This window comes from Microcoleus sp. M2_D5, from assembly GCF_036701935.1.
Classification (GTDB): domain Bacteria; phylum Cyanobacteriota; class Cyanobacteriia; order Cyanobacteriales; family Microcoleaceae; genus Microcoleus.
On record NZ_JAUBRP010000096.1, the window covers coordinates 1 to 21,199 of the forward strand.

Here is a 21,199-nt window from a genome sequence, read left to right on the forward strand (position 1 = left end):
CCACAAACTTGTGGAAGTTATTTAATTCTCATTCCTTAGCAGTCATTTGTTATTAGTTTATGGAACCTAAAATTTTACAGCAGTTACTCGAATCAGTTGCCACTGGCGATATTAGCCCGATCGCCGCTTTGGATAAATTAAAGCATTTTGACTTTGAACAAGTCGGCGATTTTGCCAAAATTGACCACCACCGCACTCTCAGAACGGGTTTTCCTGAAGTAATCTGGGGCCCGGGGAAAACGCCCGACCAAATTGTTGAAATTATCGAGGCGATGCGCGGGCGAAATTCGGCGGTGATGGCGACACGAATCGAACCGGAAGTTTTCGAGCAATTGCAACAAAAAATACCCGATTTGTGCTACTACCAAAAGGCTCGAATTTGTGCAATTTCTGCTAATTTCCCAACTCCGCAGCATCCGGGTACTGTGACTATTATCAGTGCGGGAACGGCGGATTTACCTGTAGCGGAAGAAGCGGCAGTTACTGCGGAACTTTGCGGTTTTCAGGTGCGGCGTTTGTGGGATGTCGGAGTTGCCGGCATTCACCGCTTGCTGAGCAACCGACACGTGATTGCTGACGCTGATGTGTTGATTGCGGTGGCGGGCATGGAAGGTGCTTTGGCGAGTGTGGTTGCGGGTTTGGCAGATTGTCCGGTAATTGCTGTGCCGACGAGTGTGGGTTACGGCGCGAGTTTTGGCGGGATTGCTCCTCTTTTAACTATGCTCAATTCTTGTGCGGCTGGTGTGGGTGTGGTGAATATTGATAATGGGTTTGGGGCGGCGATTTTGGCTTGTCAAATTCTCAGAAGTGCTGGCAGAGTGGGGAAAATCGGAGAGGGGGAAAATGGGAGAGAGGGGGAATAGTTACAAACCCCCTCTATCAGATAAGACTAAGGCCAACTGTCACAGGACGATCGATTTTTAGGGTGCATCTTGCACCATTCTCAAGAACAGGCTTTTCGGCCTGTTCCACAAAGAGTGAGTTTTCTTGTGGGGAGTAGGGGTTGGGCAGGAGAGCCCGCCCGTAAAAAACCTAATTGAAAATGGTGCAACATCTCAGGTGCGTCAGACTCCGTTATTGAAATATTCTTGAAGATTTCGGGTAGTAGAGCACCTTACTATATATGCCACTGGCGTCCAGGACTGCCAGACTCGGCGGTTGAAACCATGTCTAAACTTGCCTCTCGTCCCAGCAGAGGGCGACTAAAAAATACAGGAGGTATCATTAAAGCCGGGTTTGATATTACTTGCTAGCCAGCCAAACCGGATAAGCAGAAGAATCCTCAGCTTTTAACTTTTGCGCCTGATAACTCTTGCTAGTCCAACTAGCTACTGTTTGCAGGTTTTCTGTCAAAGAACTTTCGCTGCCAAATGCTTCAAATCCCAAAGTCCACCACGCGCTGCCGTTAATGTTCAACTGAGTAAGTTCCACGGTGCAACCTTGAGGAATGGGGGCTTCTACTGGCACTGACATTACCGCACCCGACTCCGAAACGTGGTAAAGACGCTGCGCTCGCTTTTTCTTGACTCCCACCCACTTTCCTGTCGCCAAAATATCCGCCGGTATCGGCGCCATTGTGTCCGCACAAACCCACTTCAGCCACTTTTCGGCTTTGCCTTCCCAGCGGTTGCCGAAGGGCATTGTCCCCAACTCTCCCTGACGCCACTTTACCTCCAAGGTTTTCCCACGCAGCTTCACTCCTAAGTAGTCGCAGCTTGGTACTAGCAAATATATGTCTTCCCGCTCTTCGGGAGGCGAAAGATACGTGCCGAGACTCTCGCTTCCAAACCATTGATTGATTGATTTTGGCAGTGCACCGCTATAAAACCACCGCATTTCCAGACTGGCCCGCATAAATTTTTCCTCCGTTCCACAATTTTCGTCAAACCCAGACTGGATTTGCCATACACCATCGACTTTTGTGCCTCTCCACTCTATCCTCCCCCCTCTGGGGCCCAGAGTCTACCCACAGTCCTACCATTTTAGATTTTAGATTTTAGATTTTAGATTTGGGAAAGACTGACTATATAAGGGTTTAGAGCTTGCCTACCGTTGCATTTTTTTTTTAACTGGTGTCAGATCGGGGTATTTAAAAAAAATTTCTCACAATCCTTTACATATCTTCACAAGTCTGTTACATTTAGTTACAGTACACTAAAAACCATTTAGGAAAAAAAACATGAGTAACAGAGGCTTAATGCTGGACGACCAAGGCAAAATGAACAATTTTGCGATCGAGCCGCAAGTATACGTCGATGACGAACCCCGCACCGGCTTTACTCCCTACGCAGAACGCTTAAACGGCCGCCTTGCCATGATTGGCTTTGTTTCTCTCTTGGCTTTAGAAGTTTCGACCAAGCACGGGCTGATTAGCTGGCTGACTCACCTGTAATGATTTTGTTAACAATTAAACTATCTGGCTATGGATCGCTGGCGTTACACAAACAGCGATCCATAGCTTAACTATTTTTAGGGGCAAGGTTTGGTGAGACAATTAAAATTAAATATTTTACTGTTACCCTACCCGTAAAAAGAATGCTCAAACGAATTGCGGCAATACTTCTGGTGGTTCTAAGCCTCACCTTGACAGGTTGTGTGTCTAAAGTCACCGGACTCAAAAGCTACGTTGATACTGGCGACGGCTATCAATTTCTCTATCCTAACGGCTGGCTGCCGATCGCGGTTTCTAACGGGCCCGATGTGGTGTTCCGCGATTTGATTCAGCAAACCGAGAATGTCAGCGTGGTAATCAGTCCAGTCGGGAAAGACAAGACTCTCTTCGATTTGGGATCGCCGACGGATGTGGGATACAAGCTCAGCAAAAGTGCGATCGCCCCGGCTGATTCGGGCCGCGAAGCTGAATTAGTCAATGCAGAAGCTCGTGAATCGCGATCGAAAAACTATTACATTTTAGAATACGCCGTTAAGTTGCCAAACCAAGAACGCCACAACTTAGCGAGTGTAGCAGTCAGCCGCGGCAAACTTTTTACCCTTAACGTTTCCACTACCGAAGAACGCTGGCCAAAGGTAAAAGAAGCTTTTGAGAAAGTTGTTAAATCTTTCTCTGTTTATTAGTAGGTTAAAAAGTAGTAGGGAATTGGAATAGGGCGCAGGTCATTGGAGATGAGGAATATTTTAGTTGATTTTTCTTTCTTCTTCCTTCTTCCTTCTTCCTTCTTCCTTCTCATCTCTTCCTTCTTCCTTCTTAACTTATGAAAATTCCAAATTTTGTATTAGCTTCAGCTTCTCCTGCCCGCCGCCGCCTGCTAGAAAATGCTGGCATTCAAGCTGTGATTTGCCCCAGCGACTTTGATGAAGGGCAAATACAAATGAAAGATGCCACTAATTTAGTGCAGGTTTTAGCAGAGGGAAAAGCTGAGGCTGTAGCTAAGTTTTTACTGGCTAATTCTCACCCCCAAATCTCCAATCCCAAAGCGTGTTTGGTGTTGGGATGCGATTCAATTTTGCTCATAGATGGCGAAATTCACGGCAAACCCAAGGATGCGGAAGAAGCAGTCTCGCGCTGGCATAAAATGCGCGGTAAGGTGGGCGAACTGTATACGGGTCATGCTTTGATTGATACTAGATTCGATGACTTGGATGAGGCAATGTCTCGATCGAGCATTCGCTGTCAAGTTACAAAAGTTCATTTTGCGGAAGTTACCTCGCGCCAAATTGCGGCTTACGTCGCTACCGGAGAACCCTTGCAATGTGCAGGCTGTTTTGCACTGGAAGGTAAAGGCGGCTTTTTTGTGGAACAAATCGAAGGATGTCACACAAATGTGATTGGTTTGAGCTTACCTCTGCTGCGGCAAATGCTCACCGAAATGGGATATGATGTGGCGGATTTCTGGCAATCTTAAAGATTAGACACCTCCAACAAACAAATTACCCGGCTTATGCACATCGGGTTGGCGGGCGAGACGCCCACCCCACAAGAAAGTTTGTTTTGTGGGGTGGGGGTCTCGCCCGCCCTTGAGTTTATATTTTGGAGATGTCTATTGTAGGGTGCGGATTATCCAAGGGCGATCGTCCCGTCAGACACAGAGGTAAACTGAAGTTGACTCGGCGAAACATCCTTCACCAAACCCAAGATATTGCCGCTGCTAGCTTCCCGAATCACCGTCGCCTTAGTATTTAAAATTCTAAAATCCAGAGTTCGAGGAATTCCCGGAGGAAAAGGCCCGCTGCTGTCATAATCTCTGGCATCACCAATTGTTAAAAACCTTTCGCTCAAAACAATATCATTTTGCGTCAATCCAGACGCCAATCCAATTACATCACCTTCAGCCGGATTGTAATCGAGAATAAAATCTGCAGTCACTTCATCAACATCAAAATTGCCGCTAGGAGGCGGTTGCAGCGAACCAATTTCCCCCGAAGTGGCTCCCACTTCTGTGCGGAGGACAAACAAATCTGCGCCTTCACTTCCCCAAAGTCTATCAATTCCAGCATCACCTATTATAGTATCATTTCCACTATCTCCTACTAAAGCATCATTCCCTTTACCGCCGCGAATAAAGTCATTTGCCGTGCCTCCATAAACGTAGTCATTATCTTGATCTCCGCTGACAAAATCGCTGCCACATTCTCCATAAAGAATGTCAAAATCTTGGCCGCCGCGAATAGTATCGCTGCCACAACCCCCGATTAAAGTATCTGTGCCGCTGTTACCGTTCATCAGTTCCGCACCACCGGAACCTCTGACAAAATCGTTACCCGCTAAAGCCCGCAAACCTCCGGGAGTATTCCGCAGAATTCCATTGGCTAATTGAACTGCGTCGTCATTGGGAGTTAAGTCAAAAAAGTTGGGGTCGCTGCCTGGATTTGGCAATGGCCCGGTGAGTAATTTGGTGTTTGGGGGATCGGCAATAATTGGATCTGAATTTTCAGATAATGCTTTAATTTCTCCGAGATTTGTTTCTAACATCCTAAGTTTCTCCTTGTTTGATGGACTTTGTTGACCGAAACCATCCAGGATACCCGCCACGTGATTCATCCGTCCAGAAATAAAAAACCTGTATCCGATACACAAGCCCCCGAATTTATCCGTGGGGTCGCCTCTAAAATCTAAAATCTAAAATCTAAAATCGATTGACCTTCTGATTTTAACAAAGGTTTCAATTAAGAAATCTGCGGGAATTTGGGGTGAAAATAATCAAATTATTGTCAAAATTGCTGTCAATCTTTATTCAACAAGCATAGCTTATTGACACCAATCTGCACGTCCAAATCCGCAAATATTTTGAACTGTGTACCAATAATTCTGGGGATCGCGTACTCTATTACCCGTCAGCAGTCAGCGTGGGAAAACCCAGAGACTGCTAATTGTCATGAAACCTTGAGTTAAGTCAGGAATAATTAATATGCTAGACACTGCGATCGAATCTATTCAAGCCAGAGAAATCCTCGACTCCCGCGGCCGCCCCACCATCGAAGCTGAAGTTTACCTAGCCAACGGCGTTGTGGGGCTCGCCCAAGTCCCCAGCGGCGCATCTACAGGCTCTTTTGAAGCCCACGAACTCCGCGACGACGACAAAAGCCGTTACGGCGGCAAAGGAGTCCTAAAAGCCGTCGCTAACGTCGAACACAAAATTGCCCCCGCTTTGGCTAATCTAGATGCGATCGACCAAGCGCTGGTAGACAAAACCATGATTGAGTTGGACGGTTCCCCGAACAAATCCCACCTCGGCGCAAATGCCATTCTCGGAGTCTCCTTAGCCACAGCAAAGGCTGCCGCCGAAACTTTAGGACTCCCCCTTTACCGCTACTTGGGCGGGCCCTTGGCGAACGTTTTGCCCGTGCCTTTGATGAACGTGATCAACGGGGGATCTCACGCTAACAATAATGTGGACATTCAAGAATTTATGATTGTCCCTGTGGGTGCGCCATCTTTTAAAGAAGCTTTACGCTGGGGTGCAGAGGTATTTGAATCCTTGAGTAAAGTCTTAAAAGCTGAAGGTTTGCTGACTGGTGTGGGTGATGAAGGCGGTTTTGCGCCTAATCTTAAATCCAATCAAGCAGCTTTGGATTTGTTGATTGCAGCTATTGAAAAAGCTGGCTACAAACCGGGTGAACAAGTTGCTTTGGCTTTGGATGTTGCTGCTAGCGAATTTTACAAAGATGGGCAGTATACTTACGACGGTGTGGCTCATTCGCCTGCCGAATTAATCGATTATTTGGATGGTTTGGTGAGTCAATATCCGATTGTTTCCATTGAAGATGGTTTGCATGAAGACGATTGGGACAGTTGGGTAGCGCTGACTGAGAAAATGGGCAGCAAAGTTCAATTGGTGGGTGACGATTTGTTTGTGACTAATCGGACGCGGCTGCAAAAAGGAATTGATTTGAAAGCTAGCAATTCGATTTTGATTAAGCTGAATCAAATTGGTTCTTTGACGGAGACTTTGGATACGATCGACCTCGGCAAACGGAACAGCTATCGATCGATCATCAGCCACCGTTCCGGTGAAACTGAAGATACCACCATTGCCGATTTAGCGGTAGCGACTCGCGCCGGCCAAATCAAGACTGGTTCTTTGTGTCGCAGCGAACGAGTTGCCAAATACAACCGTTTATTGCGGATTGAAGACCAATTGGGCGATCGGGCAATTTATGCAGGCTCGATCGGTTACGGGCCCAAATAACACTTGGTAATCGGGCATCGGCCAAACAGGGCATCGGGCATCGGCCAAACAGGGCATCGGCCAAACAGGGCATCGAGAATCGGGAATTTACATCCTGTAGGGGCGGGTTTTACCAGAAATAATTGCCTAAAACCAACAATCTCGTAAACCCGCCCCCACCCATTACCAATGCCCCATGCCCCATGCCCCATGCCCCATGCCCAATAATTAAGGATAGAAAGCCAATTGAGGCAAACCCAAAGTTTCTTCCCAACCCATCATCAAGTTCATGCACTGGATGCCTTGACCGGCTTGTCCCTTAATTAAATTGTCGATCGCCGATAGCACAATCACCCTGTCAGTACGCGGATCGACTTCCACACCGATGTAACACAGATTTGTGCCGCAAGCCCATTTTGTTTGCGGATAAACTCCAGCCGGTAACACTTTTACCCAAGGAGAATTGCGGTAAAAAGCGCTGAAAATTGTGATTAAATCTTCCCGCACCAAACCCGGATCGCGCAAAGTTGCGTACACAGTCGCCAGAATTCCCCGCACCATCGGAATTAGGTGGGGAGTAAACTGAACTTTAATATCGTGTCCCGCTAAATCGCTGCAAATTTGCTCGATTTCTGGCGTGTGGCGGTGGCGGCCAACGCCGTAAGCGCCCAGAGAACCCTCTGCTTCAGCCAACAACAGATTAACTTCGGCTTTGCGGCCCCCTCCCGAAGCACCGGATTTGGCGTCGATAATTGCGGTTTCTGGCACGATGAGACCTTGTTTGAGCAAAGGTGCCAGGGCTAACAAACTAGCAGTGACGTAGCAGCCGGCACAGCCTACTAACTGAGCGTCTTTAATTCGATCGCGGTACAATTCTGGCAAACCGTAAACAGCCGTTGCAGCTAAAGCAGAGTCCGATCGCTCGCCCCCGTACCAAGCTTTGTAAGTTTCCAGATTTTCAAATCTGTAGTCAGCCGACAAATCCAAGACTTTGCAGCCTTTTTCGATCAGCGTCGGTGCCATTTTGCAAGCTAAACCGTTCGGCAGCGACAGAAACACAACTTCGCATTTTGCCGCTATTTGGTCTAGGTCGATCGCCTCTACTGTCAAATCAATGCAGTTAGTCAGGTGCGGATAAAGGCTGGAAAAAGGTTTTCCCGCACTGCTATCCCCGCCCAAATAGACTACTTCAGCCGCTGGGTGATCTGCCAGCAGTCGCACAAGTTGCACGCCGCCGTACCCTGAAGCGCCGATAATTCCTACAGGCACACGTCCAACATCTCCCATTTTCCTTTATCCCCTCAGCCGTTGAAGTCAAAAACGCTTGAACTTTTGCTGCATTGTAGTACCAAACGCCAACTTTGGTGATAAAGAATTGTGTTGTTTTGTTTTGGAGGTGCATTTTTGTTAATTTTCGGCTGTTTGACACCGCCCAAAACCCATACAAAGCCCTGGAACTCCCAAAGTTTTAGACCAAAGTTCCATCTTCCAGATTCACTGCGCTGCAAGTAAATCTAAAATCTAAAATCTAAAATCTAAAATCGACTGACCGATCGCCAAAACCCTAAAATTAACAAACGGATGTGCGATCGTGCTATAAAAAACTTACTTTAACCCATCCACAAACAGCAGATTGGGATTCTTCCCTCTTTCAACTGACTACTGACTAATGAATTCTTCCTATGGGCATAGTGGGTAGAAATCACCCAGCTACAGGCTGAAAGTATTGATAAATGGTAGGTACATGATAGTTGTAGAAAACGTATCAAAACAGTTTGGCAGTTTCCAAGCACTCGATCGGGTCAGCTTAGAAATTGAATCCGGTTCCCTAGTCGCATTGCTGGGCCCGTCTGGTTCCGGCAAGTCTACGCTGCTGCGGCTGATTGCCGGTTTAGAAATGCCCGACTCCGGCAAAATCTGGCTGACAGGCCAAGATGCGACCAATACTAGCGTCCAAGACCGCAAAATTGGGTTCGTGTTTCAGCACTACGCGCTATTCAAGCACATGACAGTGCGAAAAAACATCGCTTTCGGGATGCAAATTCAAAAAACACCGCCCGCGAAAGTCAAAGCGCGGGTAGAAGAATTGTTGAATTTAGTGCAATTGGCAGGATTGGGCGATAGATACCCGTCGCAACTTTCAGGAGGCCAGCGGCAGCGGGTGGCCCTCGCCAGAGCCCTAGCTGTGGAACCGAAAGTGTTACTGCTAGACGAACCTTTTGGAGCTCTCGATGCCAAAGTTCGCAAAGATTTGCGCGCGTGGTTGCGGCGACTGCACGACGAAGTTCACGTTACTACAGTCTTTGTGACGCACGATCAAGAAGAAGCGATGGAAGTTGCCGATCGAATTACAGTAATGAATAAAGGTAAAATCGAACAAGTCGGCACACCCGCAGAAATTTACGACCATCCCGCTAGTGCCTTCGTAATGAGTTTTATCGGCCCCGTCAATGTCTTGCCCAGCAGTTCAAGAATGTTTCAAGACAACGGCTTTGACTCAGCCAACCCAGAGATTTTCTTGCGCCCTCACGACGTAGTAATTGAAACTACAGAAAATAGTGCAACAGTGCCTGCAAGAATCAGTCGCTTGATTCATTTGGGATGGGAAATTCAGGTAGAATTAACCTTAGATGACGGTCAAGTAGTAAACGCTAATTTGACTAGAGAAAGATTCGATAGCTTGAACTTGCAGCCCCAGCAAAGAGTCTTCGTAAAGCCAAAAGATGCCAAGTCCTTTCCACTTTTTTATTCCATCTAAGGAGCGCGAATTAAATAACTTACAATTTTAATTGTTATTGTGGGATGGGCGTCCCGCCCGTCATGAGTGGACGGGCTATAAGAGCCCATCCCACTTTTAAGAGTGGAAGTTATTTAATTCTCATTCCTAAGATCGATTCTGAAAACTCAAGCTAAATTTAGATTGGATACTGCCTTTCCAAGGATGTGGCGCGGTGCGGTGTCTCTACAAAAAAATCTAGGGACACGGCACCGCGCCGTGTCCCTAATCTTTTATACTGACAACTGTCCGCTGACTACTGCGCGCTGAGTTAGTCTTTAATTTTGCTGACAGCTTTTTTGACTTGTTGCTCAAAGGATGTAGCTTGTGTATTGGAAGGATTTTTCATTTTTTCAATGTCAGCGTCTCCCTGAACTTCGTTGGGTCCTTTGCTGGCTTTTTCTTGAGTTTCTTCCAAGGACATTGGTTTTTTCAGTACAGCTTCTTGAGATTCTTTTTCAATCCCTAAAAGTTTGTCTTCACCTTTGGTGGGGCTGCTAGTAACTGCAAAAGCCGGGAAAGCATTAGAAACAAACATCAAAGCACAAAAACAAACAGCTATTAAAGTGCGGACTAAACGCTTGGCAGGGAAGTTAAAGCTGATAAAAGACATACAATTTCTCCGTTTTTAGAAGTTTTGATCGCTAAGATTGTTAACAGGCTGAAGCTCACTCAAATTCTGCACAACCTTTAACTCAAGTTTGAGAAGAGCAACCGTTGCTTTCTTTCAAATTGAGCTAACATATTATATTTAGCTGAAAAAGCTGGTAATTGAAATCCTTCTCAGGGAATATTTCTAGTTGACAGGAGTCGATCGCCCCAAGACATTTATGTAGAAGGCACTTGTGTAGAATCACAAAAATTCTCTATAAGTGCCTTCGGATGCGCCTCACATAGCGGTATCAATGTCAGTAACTGGTTTGATCGTGGGGTGGGGGCGGGTGTATTTAGCCTGTTTGCAATGTGAGAGGGCGCTGGAGTGAACCCGCAGAGCGGTTTGTTGAAAATGTTGCAAGATATTGAGATGCGATCGACTATCCACTGACTAATGACTAATAACTAATGGCTGCTGCTGTCGCACGGGAACTTGAAATTTTGCTAGATAAGTTTTAATTTCTCCTACACTGAGTTGCCCGTAATGCAGCAGGGAAGCTAGCAGTGCAGCTTCTGCTTTGCCCTGTGTCACGGCTTCGTAGATGTGGTGACAGTTGCCGGCGCCGCCGGAAGCAATGACGGGAATTTCGACCATTTCGGCAATGCTGCGAGTTAATTCCAAATCGTAACCGGCTTGAGTGCCGTCCGAGTCCATGCTTGTCACCAGAATTTCCCCCGCGCCGCGCTGTTCGGCTTCCTTGGCCCAGGCGATCGCATCTTTTCCGGTATTTTCTCGCCCGCCGCGCACGTACACGTCCCAACCAGGATTATCCGCATCTTGCCGTTTGCGAGCGTCGATCGCCACTACAATGCACTGATTGCCAAATCGATCGCTGGCTTTGTCAATTAAACTCGGATCGCGCACCGCAGCCGAATTAATACTCACCTTATCAGCGCCCGCCCTCAACAAACTTTTAATTGTGTCTAAGGATTGGATGCCGCCGCCCACCGTCAAAGGGATAAATACTCGATCTGCCGTTCGGTACACCACATCGATCATAATATTCCGGTCTTCGTGAGTCGCCGTAATGTCCAGAAACACCAACTCGTCAGCACCCGCATCATTGTAAACCTGAGCCATTTCTACCGGATCGCCAGCATCCTGAAGGTTGACAAAATTGACACCTTTGACCACGCGACCGGCTTTCACATCCAGACAAGGCAAAATTCTTTTCGACAACATAAAATTCTCGTATTTCCAACTTATTGACCGCCGCAGCGAGGAAAAGGCTTTGTTGATATCTTCAAAAACCCGAAGTTAAGCAACAAATCTTAAAGATAACTTGTGTTTAACAATTCTCGATCGGAGCCGGAGATCCATTTTTCAATTTTTTTAGGCCCCGTTAGTCTAAATAAAATTTGGCGGGCAGTGGGAGTTGTCAAATTAGGTAGAATATTGGTAGATAGTTATATTTTCAGCAAAAAAGCACCAAATTTAACTCCCCAGATAGAACTGTGGGGTGAAAAATATGACAATTTCGCTTATGATCGAACCATAACTACCTTTGCTGGCGATCGAATTGTGGTTCGGCAATCCTGTATGGTTTGGTGCATCGACGATCGACTAAACAATTTTAGATTAGAGAACGGCCGATTTGAGGTTTTTTAGCAGCAATCTCAGTCATAGGCCGCGCGGTAAAGTTAAAATTTAAAGTTTAAAACCTCAAACCGGTTGACTTGATGTCGTTTTTAGGGCTGTGGTGACTTTGCAAGCCAATCCACATTTGGTACTTCGTACAGAGAAAAGCGGCAATCGCTACTTGCCGCTCTCCGGCAGCAATTGCTGGACAGTAGGGCGGAGCGATGACAATAATTTTGTACTGACCGATCGCTGGATTTCCCGTAATCACGCGATGTTACAGCAAATGGAGACAGGAGAGTTCTACCTGATCGACTTGGGCAGCCGCAATGGTTCCTTTGTCAACGGGCGGCGGGTCAGTATTCCTGTCACTCTCAGAAATGGCGATCGAATTATTTTCGGTCAAACCGAATTGGACTTCTACAACCCAACCGCCGGCCACCGACACGATCCAATACACGAGACAGACTCTGAAGATTTTACGGCGACTTTGACCGTGCGTAGCCTGATTAGCGTCATGGTAATGGACATCCGAGACTTTACAGTTTTGACTAGGCAGCTAGACGAAACCCTCCTCTCGGAAGTCATCGGCAATTGGTTCCGCAAAGCAGGACAGATCATTCGCGAACACGGCAGTTGGGTGGACAAATACATCGGCGATGCCATCATGGCAGTCTGGTTCCACAAAACCAGCGGTGTCAGCAGCGAGGAAATGATGCGGATTTGCCAAGCTTTGAGCGAACTGCACAAGGCAACAGACGAACTCAGCAGCCGTTACCCCCTGCCTTTTCCTTTGCGAGTCGGGGCCGGCATCAATACCGGTTATGCAATGGTGGGAAATTCTGGCAGCAGCGACCGATCGGACTATACTGCCTTGGGAGATACTGTAAACGCAGCATTTCGCCTGGAATCTTGCACTAAGCAAATCGGCAAGGATATCGCTGTGGGAGAAACTACCTACCAATATCTGACGCAATTAGGGGCCCAGGGCGCTTTCGAGCAGCACACCGTTGCTTTAAAGGGTTACGACCATCCCACCGTGACTTACGGCGGTACTTATGCTGACTTGAACGCTTTTCTCAAAACGAAAGGAAAAAGTTCTTGATAGCTAGAAAAGTGGGTGCGGGGCAAAAATTAACCCTTTAAAATCGCAGTCCGAGTTTTTAATTTGGAGTGCCTTTGATAAACTTGCCTGCGATGCTTAAGACTCAGCCATTACCATATATAATCTGCGTTGTCAATACCCCAAGGGAAAGTTTATAACAGCCCTCTACCTATTGCGGATTTATCTGAAAAACTGCATAAGCAAAATGGTAGTCTCTACATAAATGCTGTGTATGAAATTGGGAGACAAAACTTCATGAAACGATTGGGTCGTCTATTGGCAGTATTGGGCTTAGTGCTGGGCTGCTTTGCATGGGCTGGAGACCAAAGCGCGATCGCGGCGTCATTAAGCCGTATCGTCTTGCCATCATCCTCGCTCCTAGCAGTTGAAGCTCCGGCTAGAACCAATCGCGCCGATGAGAAGCTTGCCACAGAATACGGCAAAAAACTTGATTTGAACAACAGCGCCGTCCGGGACTTTCGGGAATTTCGAGGGTTGTATCCCACTTTAGCTCGACTAATTATTAAGAATGCTCCTTACGAAAATGTTGAGGACGTACTCAATATTTCAGACTTGACGGAAGCTCAGAAAAAACTGCTGCAAGCTAACATGGACAAATTCACCGTAACTGATGTTGAATCAGTCTTTATTGAAGGAGACAACCGGTTGAATAATGGTCTCTACGACTAGGTAGCAGCGGGTCTCATTTGAAGGCAGAAGTCATTGGGCAGAAGGCAAACGGCCGAAAGAAAAGATTTTTTTCTACAGGCTGATGACTTCTGCCTTTAATTTCTCAAAACTTACTTTCAACCACCATTGGGCAAAAGCCGACCCAAATTCGCTAGATTGAAATAAGCGGGTTCCCCTGATTCATCTAAAATCTAAAATCTAACATCTAAAATCTAAAATCCCTTGACTGACATTAGTTCAAGTCCCCAGATTCATCTGTAGACTCAATTGTAAAATCTAAAATCTAAAATCTAAAATTGACTGGCGGCAGACTTATGACTGACAAATTTGACGTATTGGTAATAGGTGCTGGCGCGGCGGGTTTGTACACAGCACTCTGCCTGCCAGAGCATTTACAGGTGGGCTTGATCAATAAAAATACCCTACCTGTTTCTGCCAGCGATTGGGCTCAAGGAGGGATTGCGGCGGCGATCGCCCCTGAAGATTCCGCAGCGCTGCACGTTCAGGATACACTGGCTGCGGGAGCCGGTCTTTGCGATTTGGAGGCGGTGAAATTTTTAGTCGAGGAAGCTGGTGCTTGCATTGACTCCCTGGTGAAAATGGGCGTTGCATTCGATCGCACCGGCCCCGATTTAGCCCTCACCCTAGAAGCCGCCCACTCCCGCCGCCGAGTTCTCCACGCCGCCGACACTACGGGCAAAGCCGTAATCAGTACGCTGACAGCAAAAGTATTGAGCCGCAAAAACATTCAACTCGTATCCCCTGCCTTCGCTTTGAGTCTGTGGCTAGACGAAACCGGGCGCTGCCAGGGGATTAGCTCGATTTGCGGCTCACAAGTCAAGTGGCTGCAGGCAAAAGCCGTGGTGCTGGCGACAGGCGGCGGCGGACAGGTTTTTGCTCAAACGACCAATCCGTCGGTAAGTACCGGAGACGGGGTGGCAATTGCGTGGCGCGCCGGGGCCCTGCTGCGAGACTTAGAATTTGTGCAGTTTCACCCGACGGCACTCAGCAAAGCTGGCGCGCCTCGGTTTCTCATTAGCGAAGCGGTGCGGGGAGAAGGAGCTCATTTGGTTGACAGTAAGGGATATCGCTTTGCTTTTGACTCTCACCCCAGCGGGGAACTCGCCCCTAGGGATGTTGTCAGCCGCGCTATTTTCCGCCACTTGCAAAAGACGGGGGAACCTCATGTTTGGCTGGATTTGCGCCCGATTGCGGTCGATCGACTGCGCTACAGGTTTCCCAATATTATTCAAGTGTGCGCTGATTGGGGAATTGATATTTTTTCCGAATCGGTGCCGGTGACGCCTGCTGCCCATTACTGGATGGGAGGGATTGTGGCTGACAAGTTCAACCAAACTTCGATTCCGGGTTTGTACGCGGTGGGAGAAACTGCGAGCACGGGGGTACACGGTGCTAATCGGTTGGCGAGCAATTCGCTGCTGGAATGTCTGGTTTTTGGGGCGCAGATGGGACTTTTGCAGCTAGAAGGTGGAAAGCCCAAAACACTCACAGATGAGTTCGATGCCGGGGAAATCTTGGAAAAATCGATTTCTGAACAGGACATTGAGGCGATCGAAAGGTTGCGGGTTGAATTGCGGAATTTGGTGTGGCAGAGTGCGGGAATTTGCCGGGGACAGCGGGATTTGGAAAGGGCGATCGTCCAACTTGAGATTTGGCGGCAAGAATTTGCTTCCTTGCGTTTGAGTCAAACGCTTGATAATTTGCTGCCCGGACAAATGATTGATTTTTCCCCTGCTGAGGCCCAGAATAGCTCGATTTTGCGAAATTGGGGAGAAGTTGGGAATTTATTGGATATCGGCTATTTAATTGTCAAAAGTGCTGCGTTTCGCACCGAAAGTCGCGGCGGTCATTACCGAGTGGACTATCCCCTCACCGATCCGGATTGGTGCAGCCATACTTTAATTAAGCAATCCAATTGGTACAAATCTCCGCGAATAGAAGATTAAAAATTTATTCAAAATTTGGGGTCAGCGCGTTCCCGTACCGTCACTTTCGGGGTTCCCGTTCGGGGTTGGTTCGTATTTTTGGAGATTTCCAAACCTAGAGGTTGATGTCACTGTCCCAAGTCTGGGGGTCAATGGCGTCGGGATCTTGCCCGCGCTACGGGCTTTTGTGAAATTGCTAGCTGAGTTGCTGCCAAGTCGAGCCGCATTTGCGGTGCCGACTATATTCACTTGCAGGCAGACCGTCAGGGTTGCCGTTGTTGTGAGCTGAATCAAAGTACGCATAGTATTCACAGCCTTATTCCAATCACCGAAATAGATCCACGTCTGTACCACCTATTATATCTATCAATTTCCGTATTTCCACTGATATCTTTACATTTACTTTAATTAATTTTCGTAAGTTTACATAATTTTTTTTACATTAAGGCTTTTGGCGATTTGAATTTGGTTGCAGGTTGTGATTTATTTTAATATTTTGTAACATTTAGATGAGACGGCAAGTTGCTCTCATATTTTTTTTTGCTAAATCTATCTAATGACAGATGACAGATTAGAGAATTTAAATTTTTGAGATTTGAGATTTGAGATTTCACTACTTAAAACATTTTTTTGAACGGTTTCAAAAAGCTTAGAGGGCTTACGGTTTAAGGCTCGATCAACAAGCTATTTTCCTGAAGTTAGGTGCACAGGCGACGCCTGAAATAATACAGCATATTCCATGTATATGCGGTACACACAACAAGGGTCGCAAGCATCGGTGCGGATCCACCAGTCAATCTGCAAGTTTCATTAAACATGAGCAGATCCGCACCCTACATAACAATGTACCAACAATAGAGCTTTATAGTGTACTTCACGAACCACCGAATATGCTGTATCTCCCTCACTGCCCAATTAGGGTTTGAGGTCTAAAATTGCTCAAATTTTGTCTGAAGTAATTGAGATTTTAGATAAAAAGATTGAATAATTATAAATGAGCGATCGAGATTTGGGTGGGGACTTTGCCTACAGTTAAATTATGTTTTTAACTCCTCTTAATTAATAAAAGCGATATTGATTTTTCCCGCGTTCCTTAGCACGATACATCGCAAGATCGGCATTCTTAACTAAAATGTCTGGCTCTTGACCGTCAATTGGATATAAACTAATGCCAATACTTGTAGTTACAGAAACTGTATGTTCTTCTAAAATAAAAGGCTGCATGATGGCGTCGCAAATTTTTTTAGCTACTTTCGCGGCTTCCTCGCGACCTGGAATTGCGGGCAAAATGACTGTGAACTCGTCGCCGCCCAACCGCGAGATAGTATCGCTGCCGCGCAAGCATTTTTTGAGCCGACTGGCAACTGTTTTTAAGAGTAAATCGCCCACATTGTGTCCGAGAGTGTCGTTGATTGATTTAAATCCATCTAAATCTAAAAACAGTAAAGCTACCAATTCCTGAGTGCTGGAGGCTATTTCTAGAGACCGATGCAAGCATTCGTAGAACATTTGGCGGTTTGGCAAACCGGTAAGGGCATCGTGATAAGCTTGGTGGCTGAGCTCAGCATTTTTTTGTTCTAGGGCATTTGCCCGGAGTTGGCGCTCGGTAATGTCTCTGATTGCTCCGACTAAAAATAGGTTGCCGGCAGCATCTTTATGCAGGGATCTTTTAGTCGCAATCAGATGCGTAATTCCGTTAGCGTCAGTAAAATATTCTTCATTTTCTCGCGGCTGGTGAGTTTGAAATACTAACTCGTTTTGCTGCCAAAATATCTCGGCTTCGGCTTGGGGAAATAAATCGTAATCGGTTCGGCAAGTTAAAATTTCTAAAGGATAGCCAATAAACCGACAATATGCCTGATTCAAAACTACGCAGCGGTGATTTCGATCTTTGACAAAAATGGGGTCGGGAATTGTATCTATTAGTGATTGTAAAAATTCTTTAGACCGTTTTAATTCTTCTTGCAAGTGAGCTAGATAACCCACAACAGCAGCACCCGAACCCACAAGACTGAGGATTGGAGGAATTAACGGTAGCCACCAACCAACTAAGAGTGCTAAGTATAAACTGGTACTCAGACATAGACAGATACTTAATAAACAGTAAGCCGATCGACCCAGCGATCGCAAATTCCAACTCACCTTTGCTCCCGCCCAAGACCACAGCAAAATCCACAGCAACTCCGCAGCCTCTGGCCAGACATTGATACCCCCGCGCCCGTCGAGGGCTGCACTCAAAATTTGGCTCAAGAAATGAGCCTGAAGCTCGACTCCCGGTATTTGCTGGGGAGGACTAAACCAACCGGAACTGTAAGAATTTTGGTAAAAGTCTTTGAGGCTGGGGGCATTGGAGCCGATCAAGACAACGCGCGATCGTACCAAATCAGCAGGTACGGTGCCAGATAACACATCGCTCATCGATGCAGTGCGAAAACTGCCTCGCGGGCCGCGCAGGTTGGTCAAAATTTGATAGCCACGGCTGTCCGATCGAACGTAAGCACCGTCATTCGGTTGAAAAGGCCGAAAAACCCCCTTGCCTAACTGCAAGTATGTAGGATCGACTCTTGCTGGTAGAGGGGAAATCCCTTCGCCTTCGAGGTAAAGCAAAGCCAGTCTGAGTGCGAAACTTTGATGAGTTTTGCCGTCTCCGGGCCAAGCGTAGAGCAAAGTTCGCCGCACTTTTGAGTCAGCGTCGATGACAACGTTGTTGAAACCGATTCGATCGAGCGCCTCAAGTACCGGAGGCGGGCGAACTCCCAACCTGGTTTCGTCTGGCATCAATTCAATGCCGATTAAGTTGGGAATAGTTTTAAAAGTTTTGAGCAATTCGGCGTTACCCGGTTGAGTTGGCAAATCTCGGTAAATGTCGAGGCCGATCGCCCGCGGCTTGCCAGCGTGCAATTTTTGCAGCAATTGGGCCAATACAGCATCCGAAATTGGGTAGCCGTATTTTTGCAAGTCAGCTTCCTTAATTTCTACAATGACGATGCGCGAGTCAATCGGTTCGGCCGGCCGCCAGCGCACAAATTGGTCGAAAGCAGCCCATTCCCACACCTGAAAAAATCCAAACCAGCGCATTACAATGACCGTACTAGCAACGGCACTCGCAGTAATCAATACTCGGCGTTCTCGATCGACCCATTTTTTGATAGTTTCTAGCATATTTTGGGGATGCGGGCCTCGCCCTGCGAGCATCTAAACTACTACTACGTATAGGTTTTACATCTCCAGGGCGATCGGCTCAGTCGATTTTAGATTTTAGATTTTAGATTTTAGATTATCCAATTTTTTGGTTTTTCGGTGCGGGCGAGTCGATTTTAGATTTTAGATTATCCAATTTTTTGGTTTTTCGGTGCGATCGGGCTGCAACAGTAGAAACCGGGTTTCGCAACCAAAATATCTCATTTCAACAATAACTTTGGAAGCAGAAACCCGGTTTCTGGTGTTTTTGTGTAAAAGTTCTAGTATTTATTCGCCGATCTAAATACTAAAGACCCACAAATTGTTTTAAACTTTTTCGTTATAACTAATTGTTCCTATTTTTTTATTGATTATAGATGCGAGATTTTAGATTAATTTCGCAGCAAGAGCTAACGATAAACTAAGTTAAAAACCAGGATATTTCCAGCCAATCAATCTAAAATCTGTCATCTATAATCTCCAACTTTCCTGTCAGTTTTGAAAGTTGCGGGGGCCGGTGTAACCCGATAAATCAGCGAGTTTCTCCAAAGATTGTGTCCCTGCATAAAACTGACCATTAATCTCCCAAGTCGGGAAACCTTTAACATTCGCAGCCGCAGCTTGGCAAATTTGGGCGCGGGAATTTTGCCCCCTGGGATCGCATTCAAAATAATCAATTATTTTGGCTGCTTCTTTGCCGAACAGCATTTTTTGGTCGTGGCAGTGGGGACACCAGTAAGCGCCGTACTCTTTAGCGCCGATTTGTCGGAGGTGGCGGGCCAAAGCCATTTCGGCCCTGCCGGAGGTGGTAGTGACGGCAGGGGGTGCAAGTCCGGGGGTAGAGACAATAGGAGGAGGTGATTTGACGCTGTTATAAAGTCCCAAGGCGCCGATCGAACTCACCATTGCCACCAAAATGCCTGTAAACACCAACTGCCCGATATCTTCCCACTCGCGCCCGACTAGCACCAGTACAAACAGCGACAGCGCAAATAACGCAGAAGTGACGCAGTAAATGCACAGATCCTGAATTTCAAAAGCCATCAAATACATCAAATAGCTGCTGAAAATTACCATCGCAGCAGTGATGATAAATAGCGCTTGCCAAGTTTTGTTTTCTAGTTGAGAGTGCAGTCCTTTATTGGTGGCGGGATTTACAGCTTTGGGAGCCAATGCCAGGATTGCTATGCTCAGGTAAGCCAGACAGCCTAACAAACTTAAAGGCACACTGCCAAACACTGTAGCGTAGGGACTGTTGAGAACTTTGTCACAGCCGCTGGTGGGACAAATGACCGAGCCATTGGTGAATTTAGCGATCGTGAGATAGGCCGTTTCTACGACGCCTATGGCTGCGATCGCTGCCATCACAGTCCGAGACCAGCGATGAATCCAAGGGGTTGAACGTCGGCGAATCATTTTTTGATTTGGTAATTTGGGAATTGGGAATTACAGTCAACAATTCCCATTTTACGTTTTACTTGTGAGTTTGCCCGGTTCCGGTGTTTGCCCTCTTGAGCCATTAGCATCTCTATTTTCCTGTTCGGACTCTTTCTGTGACAAGCTGCGACGGGCAGCTTCTACAAACTGACTGACGCGGATCGGATCGATGGGCTGCTCGATGCGGCCGTTTCGCTTCAGCGAGCTCGATACGATTACGCCGTCGGCGGCCCGCATGAGTGTGGAAATGTTTTCCCACGACGCGCCGCTGCCGATGAAAACTGGAATTCCTGCAGCAGCAGCACTCGCGAGTTCTAAGTCTTCGAGATTGGGAGGGCTACCAGTTGTCCAGCCGGAAAGGATTACGGCGTCGGCTAAAGCTCGCCCGATCGTCTCTTGGACGGCTGCAGTCAAGTTGGGGCTGCCTAGGGGTCGCCCGTGCTTGACTAACACGTCTGCTAATATTTTGACATCGCTGCCCAACTCCCGGCGGTAGCGCAGTAGCTGGTGAGCTTGGCCTTCAATTAAGCCCTGGTCTGTAGCCATGATGCCGTTGAGGACGTTGACGCGGATGAATTGAGCTCCTGTGCAGGAGGCGATGGCGATCGCGCTGTGGGCGTCGTTTCGCAGCACGTTAACGCCGATCGGCAGCGTCACGAGATTTGTTAGCCTCTCAACTACCAGAGTCATGGCACTTACCACAGCCGGATCTACGCTGTCTTTGGCAAAAGGAGCGTCGAAAAAGTTCTCGACAATGATACCGTTTGCGCCACCAGAAGCCAGCGCTGTAGCCTCTTGCTCAGCTCTTCCGATAATAGCTTTGAGGTTTCCGCCCCAGCGGGGAGAAGTTGGCAGAGGCTGTAAATGTACGACACCGATTATGGGATTCGGGGTTTTGAAGATTTGTTTTAAGTCCACGGGTTTTCCTGAAACCACCAAGTTGACGCTACGGCGGCCGGCGGATTTTGACGGTATACTCTAGAATTTTATATCCACACAGGCGAATCGATTTGAGATTTTCGATCGTCCCTGGGGCGCAGTGTACCGGAAACCGGTTTTTTTACGAAAATATTGGGTTGTAGCGGGCCGATGGGTTGGCATCCTCACCGTTCTTCGGAAAAACTTTTTAAGGAATGAGAATTAAATAACTTCCACTTTTGATGTTTGTTGTGGGATGGGCGTCCCGCCCGTCCTTTTTGGACGGGC

General features: G+C 47.1%; 18 protein-coding genes. 9 read left to right on the plus strand and 9 right to left on the minus strand.

Features of this window, described 5'->3' with window-relative positions:
• Positions 1 to 59: 59 nt before the first annotated feature.
• A complete protein-coding gene (gene larB / locus QUA50_RS26435) occupies positions 60 to 863 on the plus strand; it encodes a nickel pincer cofactor biosynthesis protein LarB (protein WP_333266769.1) in 804 nt (267 codons plus the stop codon).
• Positions 864 to 1,242: 379 nt separating this feature from the next.
• On the opposite strand, the gene QUA50_RS26440 is transcribed toward larB, so the two are convergent.
• Positions 1,243 to 1,854, minus strand: coding sequence for a hypothetical protein (locus QUA50_RS26440; RefSeq protein WP_333057483.1), 612 nt, complete (start codon positions 1,852 to 1,854; stop codon positions 1,243 to 1,245).
• Positions 1,855 to 2,179: 325 nt separating this feature from the next.
• Here QUA50_RS26440 and QUA50_RS26445 point away from each other — a divergent pair, with 325 nt between their 5' ends.
• The 3 genes from QUA50_RS26445 (at position 2,180) to QUA50_RS26455 (ending at position 3,863) form a co-directional block, all read left to right on the plus strand.
• A complete protein-coding gene (locus QUA50_RS26445; RefSeq protein ID WP_190659021.1) occupies positions 2,180 to 2,392 on the plus strand; it encodes a high light inducible protein in 213 nt (70 codons plus the stop codon).
• Positions 2,393 to 2,535: 143 nt separating this feature from the next.
• On the plus strand, positions 2,536 to 3,075 hold the full coding sequence (psbP, locus tag QUA50_RS26450) for a photosystem II reaction center PsbP (RefSeq protein ID WP_333266767.1): 540 nt from the start codon (positions 2,536 to 2,538) through the stop codon (positions 3,073 to 3,075).
• A gap of 137 nt (positions 3,076 to 3,212) precedes the next feature.
• Positions 3,213 to 3,863: a nucleoside triphosphate pyrophosphatase gene (locus QUA50_RS26455; protein ID WP_333266765.1), complete on the plus strand. Its 651-nt coding sequence runs from the start codon at positions 3,213 to 3,215 to the stop codon at positions 3,861 to 3,863.
• A gap of 152 nt (positions 3,864 to 4,015) precedes the next feature.
• On the opposite strand, the gene QUA50_RS26460 is transcribed toward QUA50_RS26455, so the two are convergent.
• Positions 4,016 to 4,930: a calcium-binding protein gene (locus QUA50_RS26460; protein WP_333244580.1), complete on the minus strand. Its 915-nt coding sequence runs from the start codon at positions 4,928 to 4,930 to the stop codon at positions 4,016 to 4,018.
• Positions 4,931 to 5,366: 436 nt separating this feature from the next.
• Between QUA50_RS26460 and eno the strand changes: the two genes are divergently transcribed.
• A complete protein-coding gene (gene eno / locus QUA50_RS26465; protein WP_445243176.1) occupies positions 5,367 to 6,647 on the plus strand; it encodes a phosphopyruvate hydratase in 1,281 nt (426 codons plus the stop codon).
• Between the two features lie 207 nt (positions 6,648 to 6,854).
• On the opposite strand, the gene argC is transcribed toward eno, so the two are convergent.
• Positions 6,855 to 7,913, minus strand: coding sequence for an N-acetyl-gamma-glutamyl-phosphate reductase (gene argC, locus QUA50_RS26470; RefSeq protein ID WP_333266763.1), 1,059 nt, complete (start codon positions 7,911 to 7,913; stop codon positions 6,855 to 6,857).
• A 457-nt stretch (positions 7,914 to 8,370) separates the two neighbouring features.
• Here argC and QUA50_RS26475 point away from each other — a divergent pair, with 457 nt between their 5' ends.
• A complete protein-coding gene (locus QUA50_RS26475) occupies positions 8,371 to 9,384 on the plus strand; it encodes a sulfate/molybdate ABC transporter ATP-binding protein (RefSeq protein WP_333266761.1) in 1,014 nt (337 codons plus the stop codon).
• Positions 9,385 to 9,673: 289 nt separating this feature from the next.
• Here QUA50_RS26475 and QUA50_RS26480 read toward each other — a convergent pair whose 3' ends face one another.
• The gene (locus tag QUA50_RS26480; RefSeq protein ID WP_333216310.1) at positions 9,674 to 10,015 is read right to left on the minus strand and encodes a low temperature-induced protein; all 342 of its coding nucleotides are present in this window, start codon (positions 10,013 to 10,015) and stop codon (positions 9,674 to 9,676) included.
• A 432-nt stretch (positions 10,016 to 10,447) separates the two neighbouring features.
• On the minus strand, positions 10,448 to 11,239 hold the full coding sequence (gene hisF / locus QUA50_RS26485; protein ID WP_333266759.1) for an imidazole glycerol phosphate synthase subunit HisF: 792 nt from the start codon (positions 11,237 to 11,239) through the stop codon (positions 10,448 to 10,450).
• Positions 11,240 to 11,753: 514 nt separating this feature from the next.
• Here hisF and QUA50_RS26490 point away from each other — a divergent pair.
• The 3 genes from QUA50_RS26490 (at position 11,754) to nadB (ending at position 15,397) form a co-directional block, all read left to right on the plus strand.
• Positions 11,754 to 12,740 carry an adenylate/guanylate cyclase domain-containing protein gene (locus QUA50_RS26490; RefSeq protein ID WP_333266757.1) on the plus strand — a complete coding sequence of 329 codons (987 nt, stop codon included), beginning with the start codon at positions 11,754 to 11,756 and terminating at the stop codon, positions 12,738 to 12,740.
• A 255-nt stretch (positions 12,741 to 12,995) separates the two neighbouring features.
• Positions 12,996 to 13,430: a photosystem II complex extrinsic protein PsbU gene (gene psbU, locus QUA50_RS26495; RefSeq protein ID WP_333057469.1), complete on the plus strand. Its 435-nt coding sequence runs from the start codon at positions 12,996 to 12,998 to the stop codon at positions 13,428 to 13,430.
• A gap of 314 nt (positions 13,431 to 13,744) precedes the next feature.
• Complete coding sequence (gene nadB, locus QUA50_RS26500) at positions 13,745 to 15,397, plus strand: L-aspartate oxidase (protein WP_333266755.1); 1,653 nt, start codon at positions 13,745 to 13,747, stop codon at positions 15,395 to 15,397.
• 21 nt (positions 15,398 to 15,418) lie between these two features.
• Here the strand turns inward: nadB and QUA50_RS26505 are convergent, their stop codons facing one another.
• From QUA50_RS26505 to btpA, 4 genes are all read right to left on the minus strand, one after another.
• Positions 15,419 to 15,679 carry a hypothetical protein gene (locus QUA50_RS26505; RefSeq protein WP_333298761.1) on the minus strand — a complete coding sequence of 87 codons (261 nt, stop codon included), beginning with the start codon at positions 15,677 to 15,679 and terminating at the stop codon, positions 15,419 to 15,421.
• Positions 15,680 to 16,435: 756 nt separating this feature from the next.
• Entirely contained in the window at positions 16,436 to 18,571 is a 2,136-nt protein-coding gene (locus tag QUA50_RS26510; protein ID WP_333266752.1) for a CHASE2 domain-containing protein, read from the minus strand.
• 477 nt (positions 18,572 to 19,048) lie between these two features.
• A complete protein-coding gene (locus tag QUA50_RS26515; protein ID WP_333266751.1) occupies positions 19,049 to 19,972 on the minus strand; it encodes a vitamin K epoxide reductase family protein in 924 nt (307 codons plus the stop codon).
• Positions 19,973 to 20,023: 51 nt separating this feature from the next.
• A complete protein-coding gene (gene btpA, locus QUA50_RS26520; protein ID WP_333266749.1) occupies positions 20,024 to 20,911 on the minus strand; it encodes a photosystem I biogenesis protein BtpA in 888 nt (295 codons plus the stop codon).
• Between the last annotated feature and the right edge of the window lie 288 nt (positions 20,912 to 21,199).

Bases quoted from the DNA above. Each gene is read 5' to 3' on its own strand.
- QUA50_RS26515 (WP_333266751.1), bottom strand. From the start codon at position 19,972: ATGATTCGCCGACGTTCAACCCCTTGGATTCATCGCTGGTCTCGGACT.
- psbU (WP_333057469.1), top strand. From the start codon at position 12,996: ATGAAACGATTGGGTCGTCTATTGGCAGTATTGGGCTTAGTGCTGGGC.
- QUA50_RS26475 (WP_333266761.1), top strand. From the start codon at position 8,371: ATGATAGTTGTAGAAAACGTATCAAAACAGTTTGGCAGTTTCCAAGCA.
- hisF (WP_333266759.1), bottom strand. From the start codon at position 11,239: ATGTTGTCGAAAAGAATTTTGCCTTGTCTGGATGTGAAAGCCGGTCGC.
- psbP (WP_333266767.1), top strand. From the start codon at position 2,536: ATGCTCAAACGAATTGCGGCAATACTTCTGGTGGTTCTAAGCCTCACC.
- QUA50_RS26480 (WP_333216310.1), bottom strand. From the start codon at position 10,015: ATGTCTTTTATCAGCTTTAACTTCCCTGCCAAGCGTTTAGTCCGCACT.
- larB (WP_333266769.1), top strand. From the start codon at position 60: ATGGAACCTAAAATTTTACAGCAGTTACTCGAATCAGTTGCCACTGGC.
- QUA50_RS26460 (WP_333244580.1), bottom strand. From the start codon at position 4,930: ATGTTAGAAACAAATCTCGGAGAAATTAAAGCATTATCTGAAAATTCA.
- QUA50_RS26455 (WP_333266765.1), top strand. From the start codon at position 3,213: ATGAAAATTCCAAATTTTGTATTAGCTTCAGCTTCTCCTGCCCGCCGC.
- nadB (WP_333266755.1), top strand. From the start codon at position 13,745: ATGACTGACAAATTTGACGTATTGGTAATAGGTGCTGGCGCGGCGGGT.
- QUA50_RS26445 (WP_190659021.1), top strand. From the start codon at position 2,180: ATGAGTAACAGAGGCTTAATGCTGGACGACCAAGGCAAAATGAACAAT.
- QUA50_RS26510 (WP_333266752.1), bottom strand. From the start codon at position 18,571: ATGCTCGCAGGGCGAGGCCCGCATCCCCAAAATATGCTAGAAACTATC.
- argC (WP_333266763.1), bottom strand. From the start codon at position 7,913: ATGGGAGATGTTGGACGTGTGCCTGTAGGAATTATCGGCGCTTCAGGG.
- QUA50_RS26440 (WP_333057483.1), bottom strand. From the start codon at position 1,854: ATGCGGGCCAGTCTGGAAATGCGGTGGTTTTATAGCGGTGCACTGCCA.
- eno (WP_445243176.1), top strand. From the start codon at position 5,367: ATGCTAGACACTGCGATCGAATCTATTCAAGCCAGAGAAATCCTCGAC.
- QUA50_RS26505 (WP_333298761.1), bottom strand. From the start codon at position 15,679: ATGCGTACTTTGATTCAGCTCACAACAACGGCAACCCTGACGGTCTGC.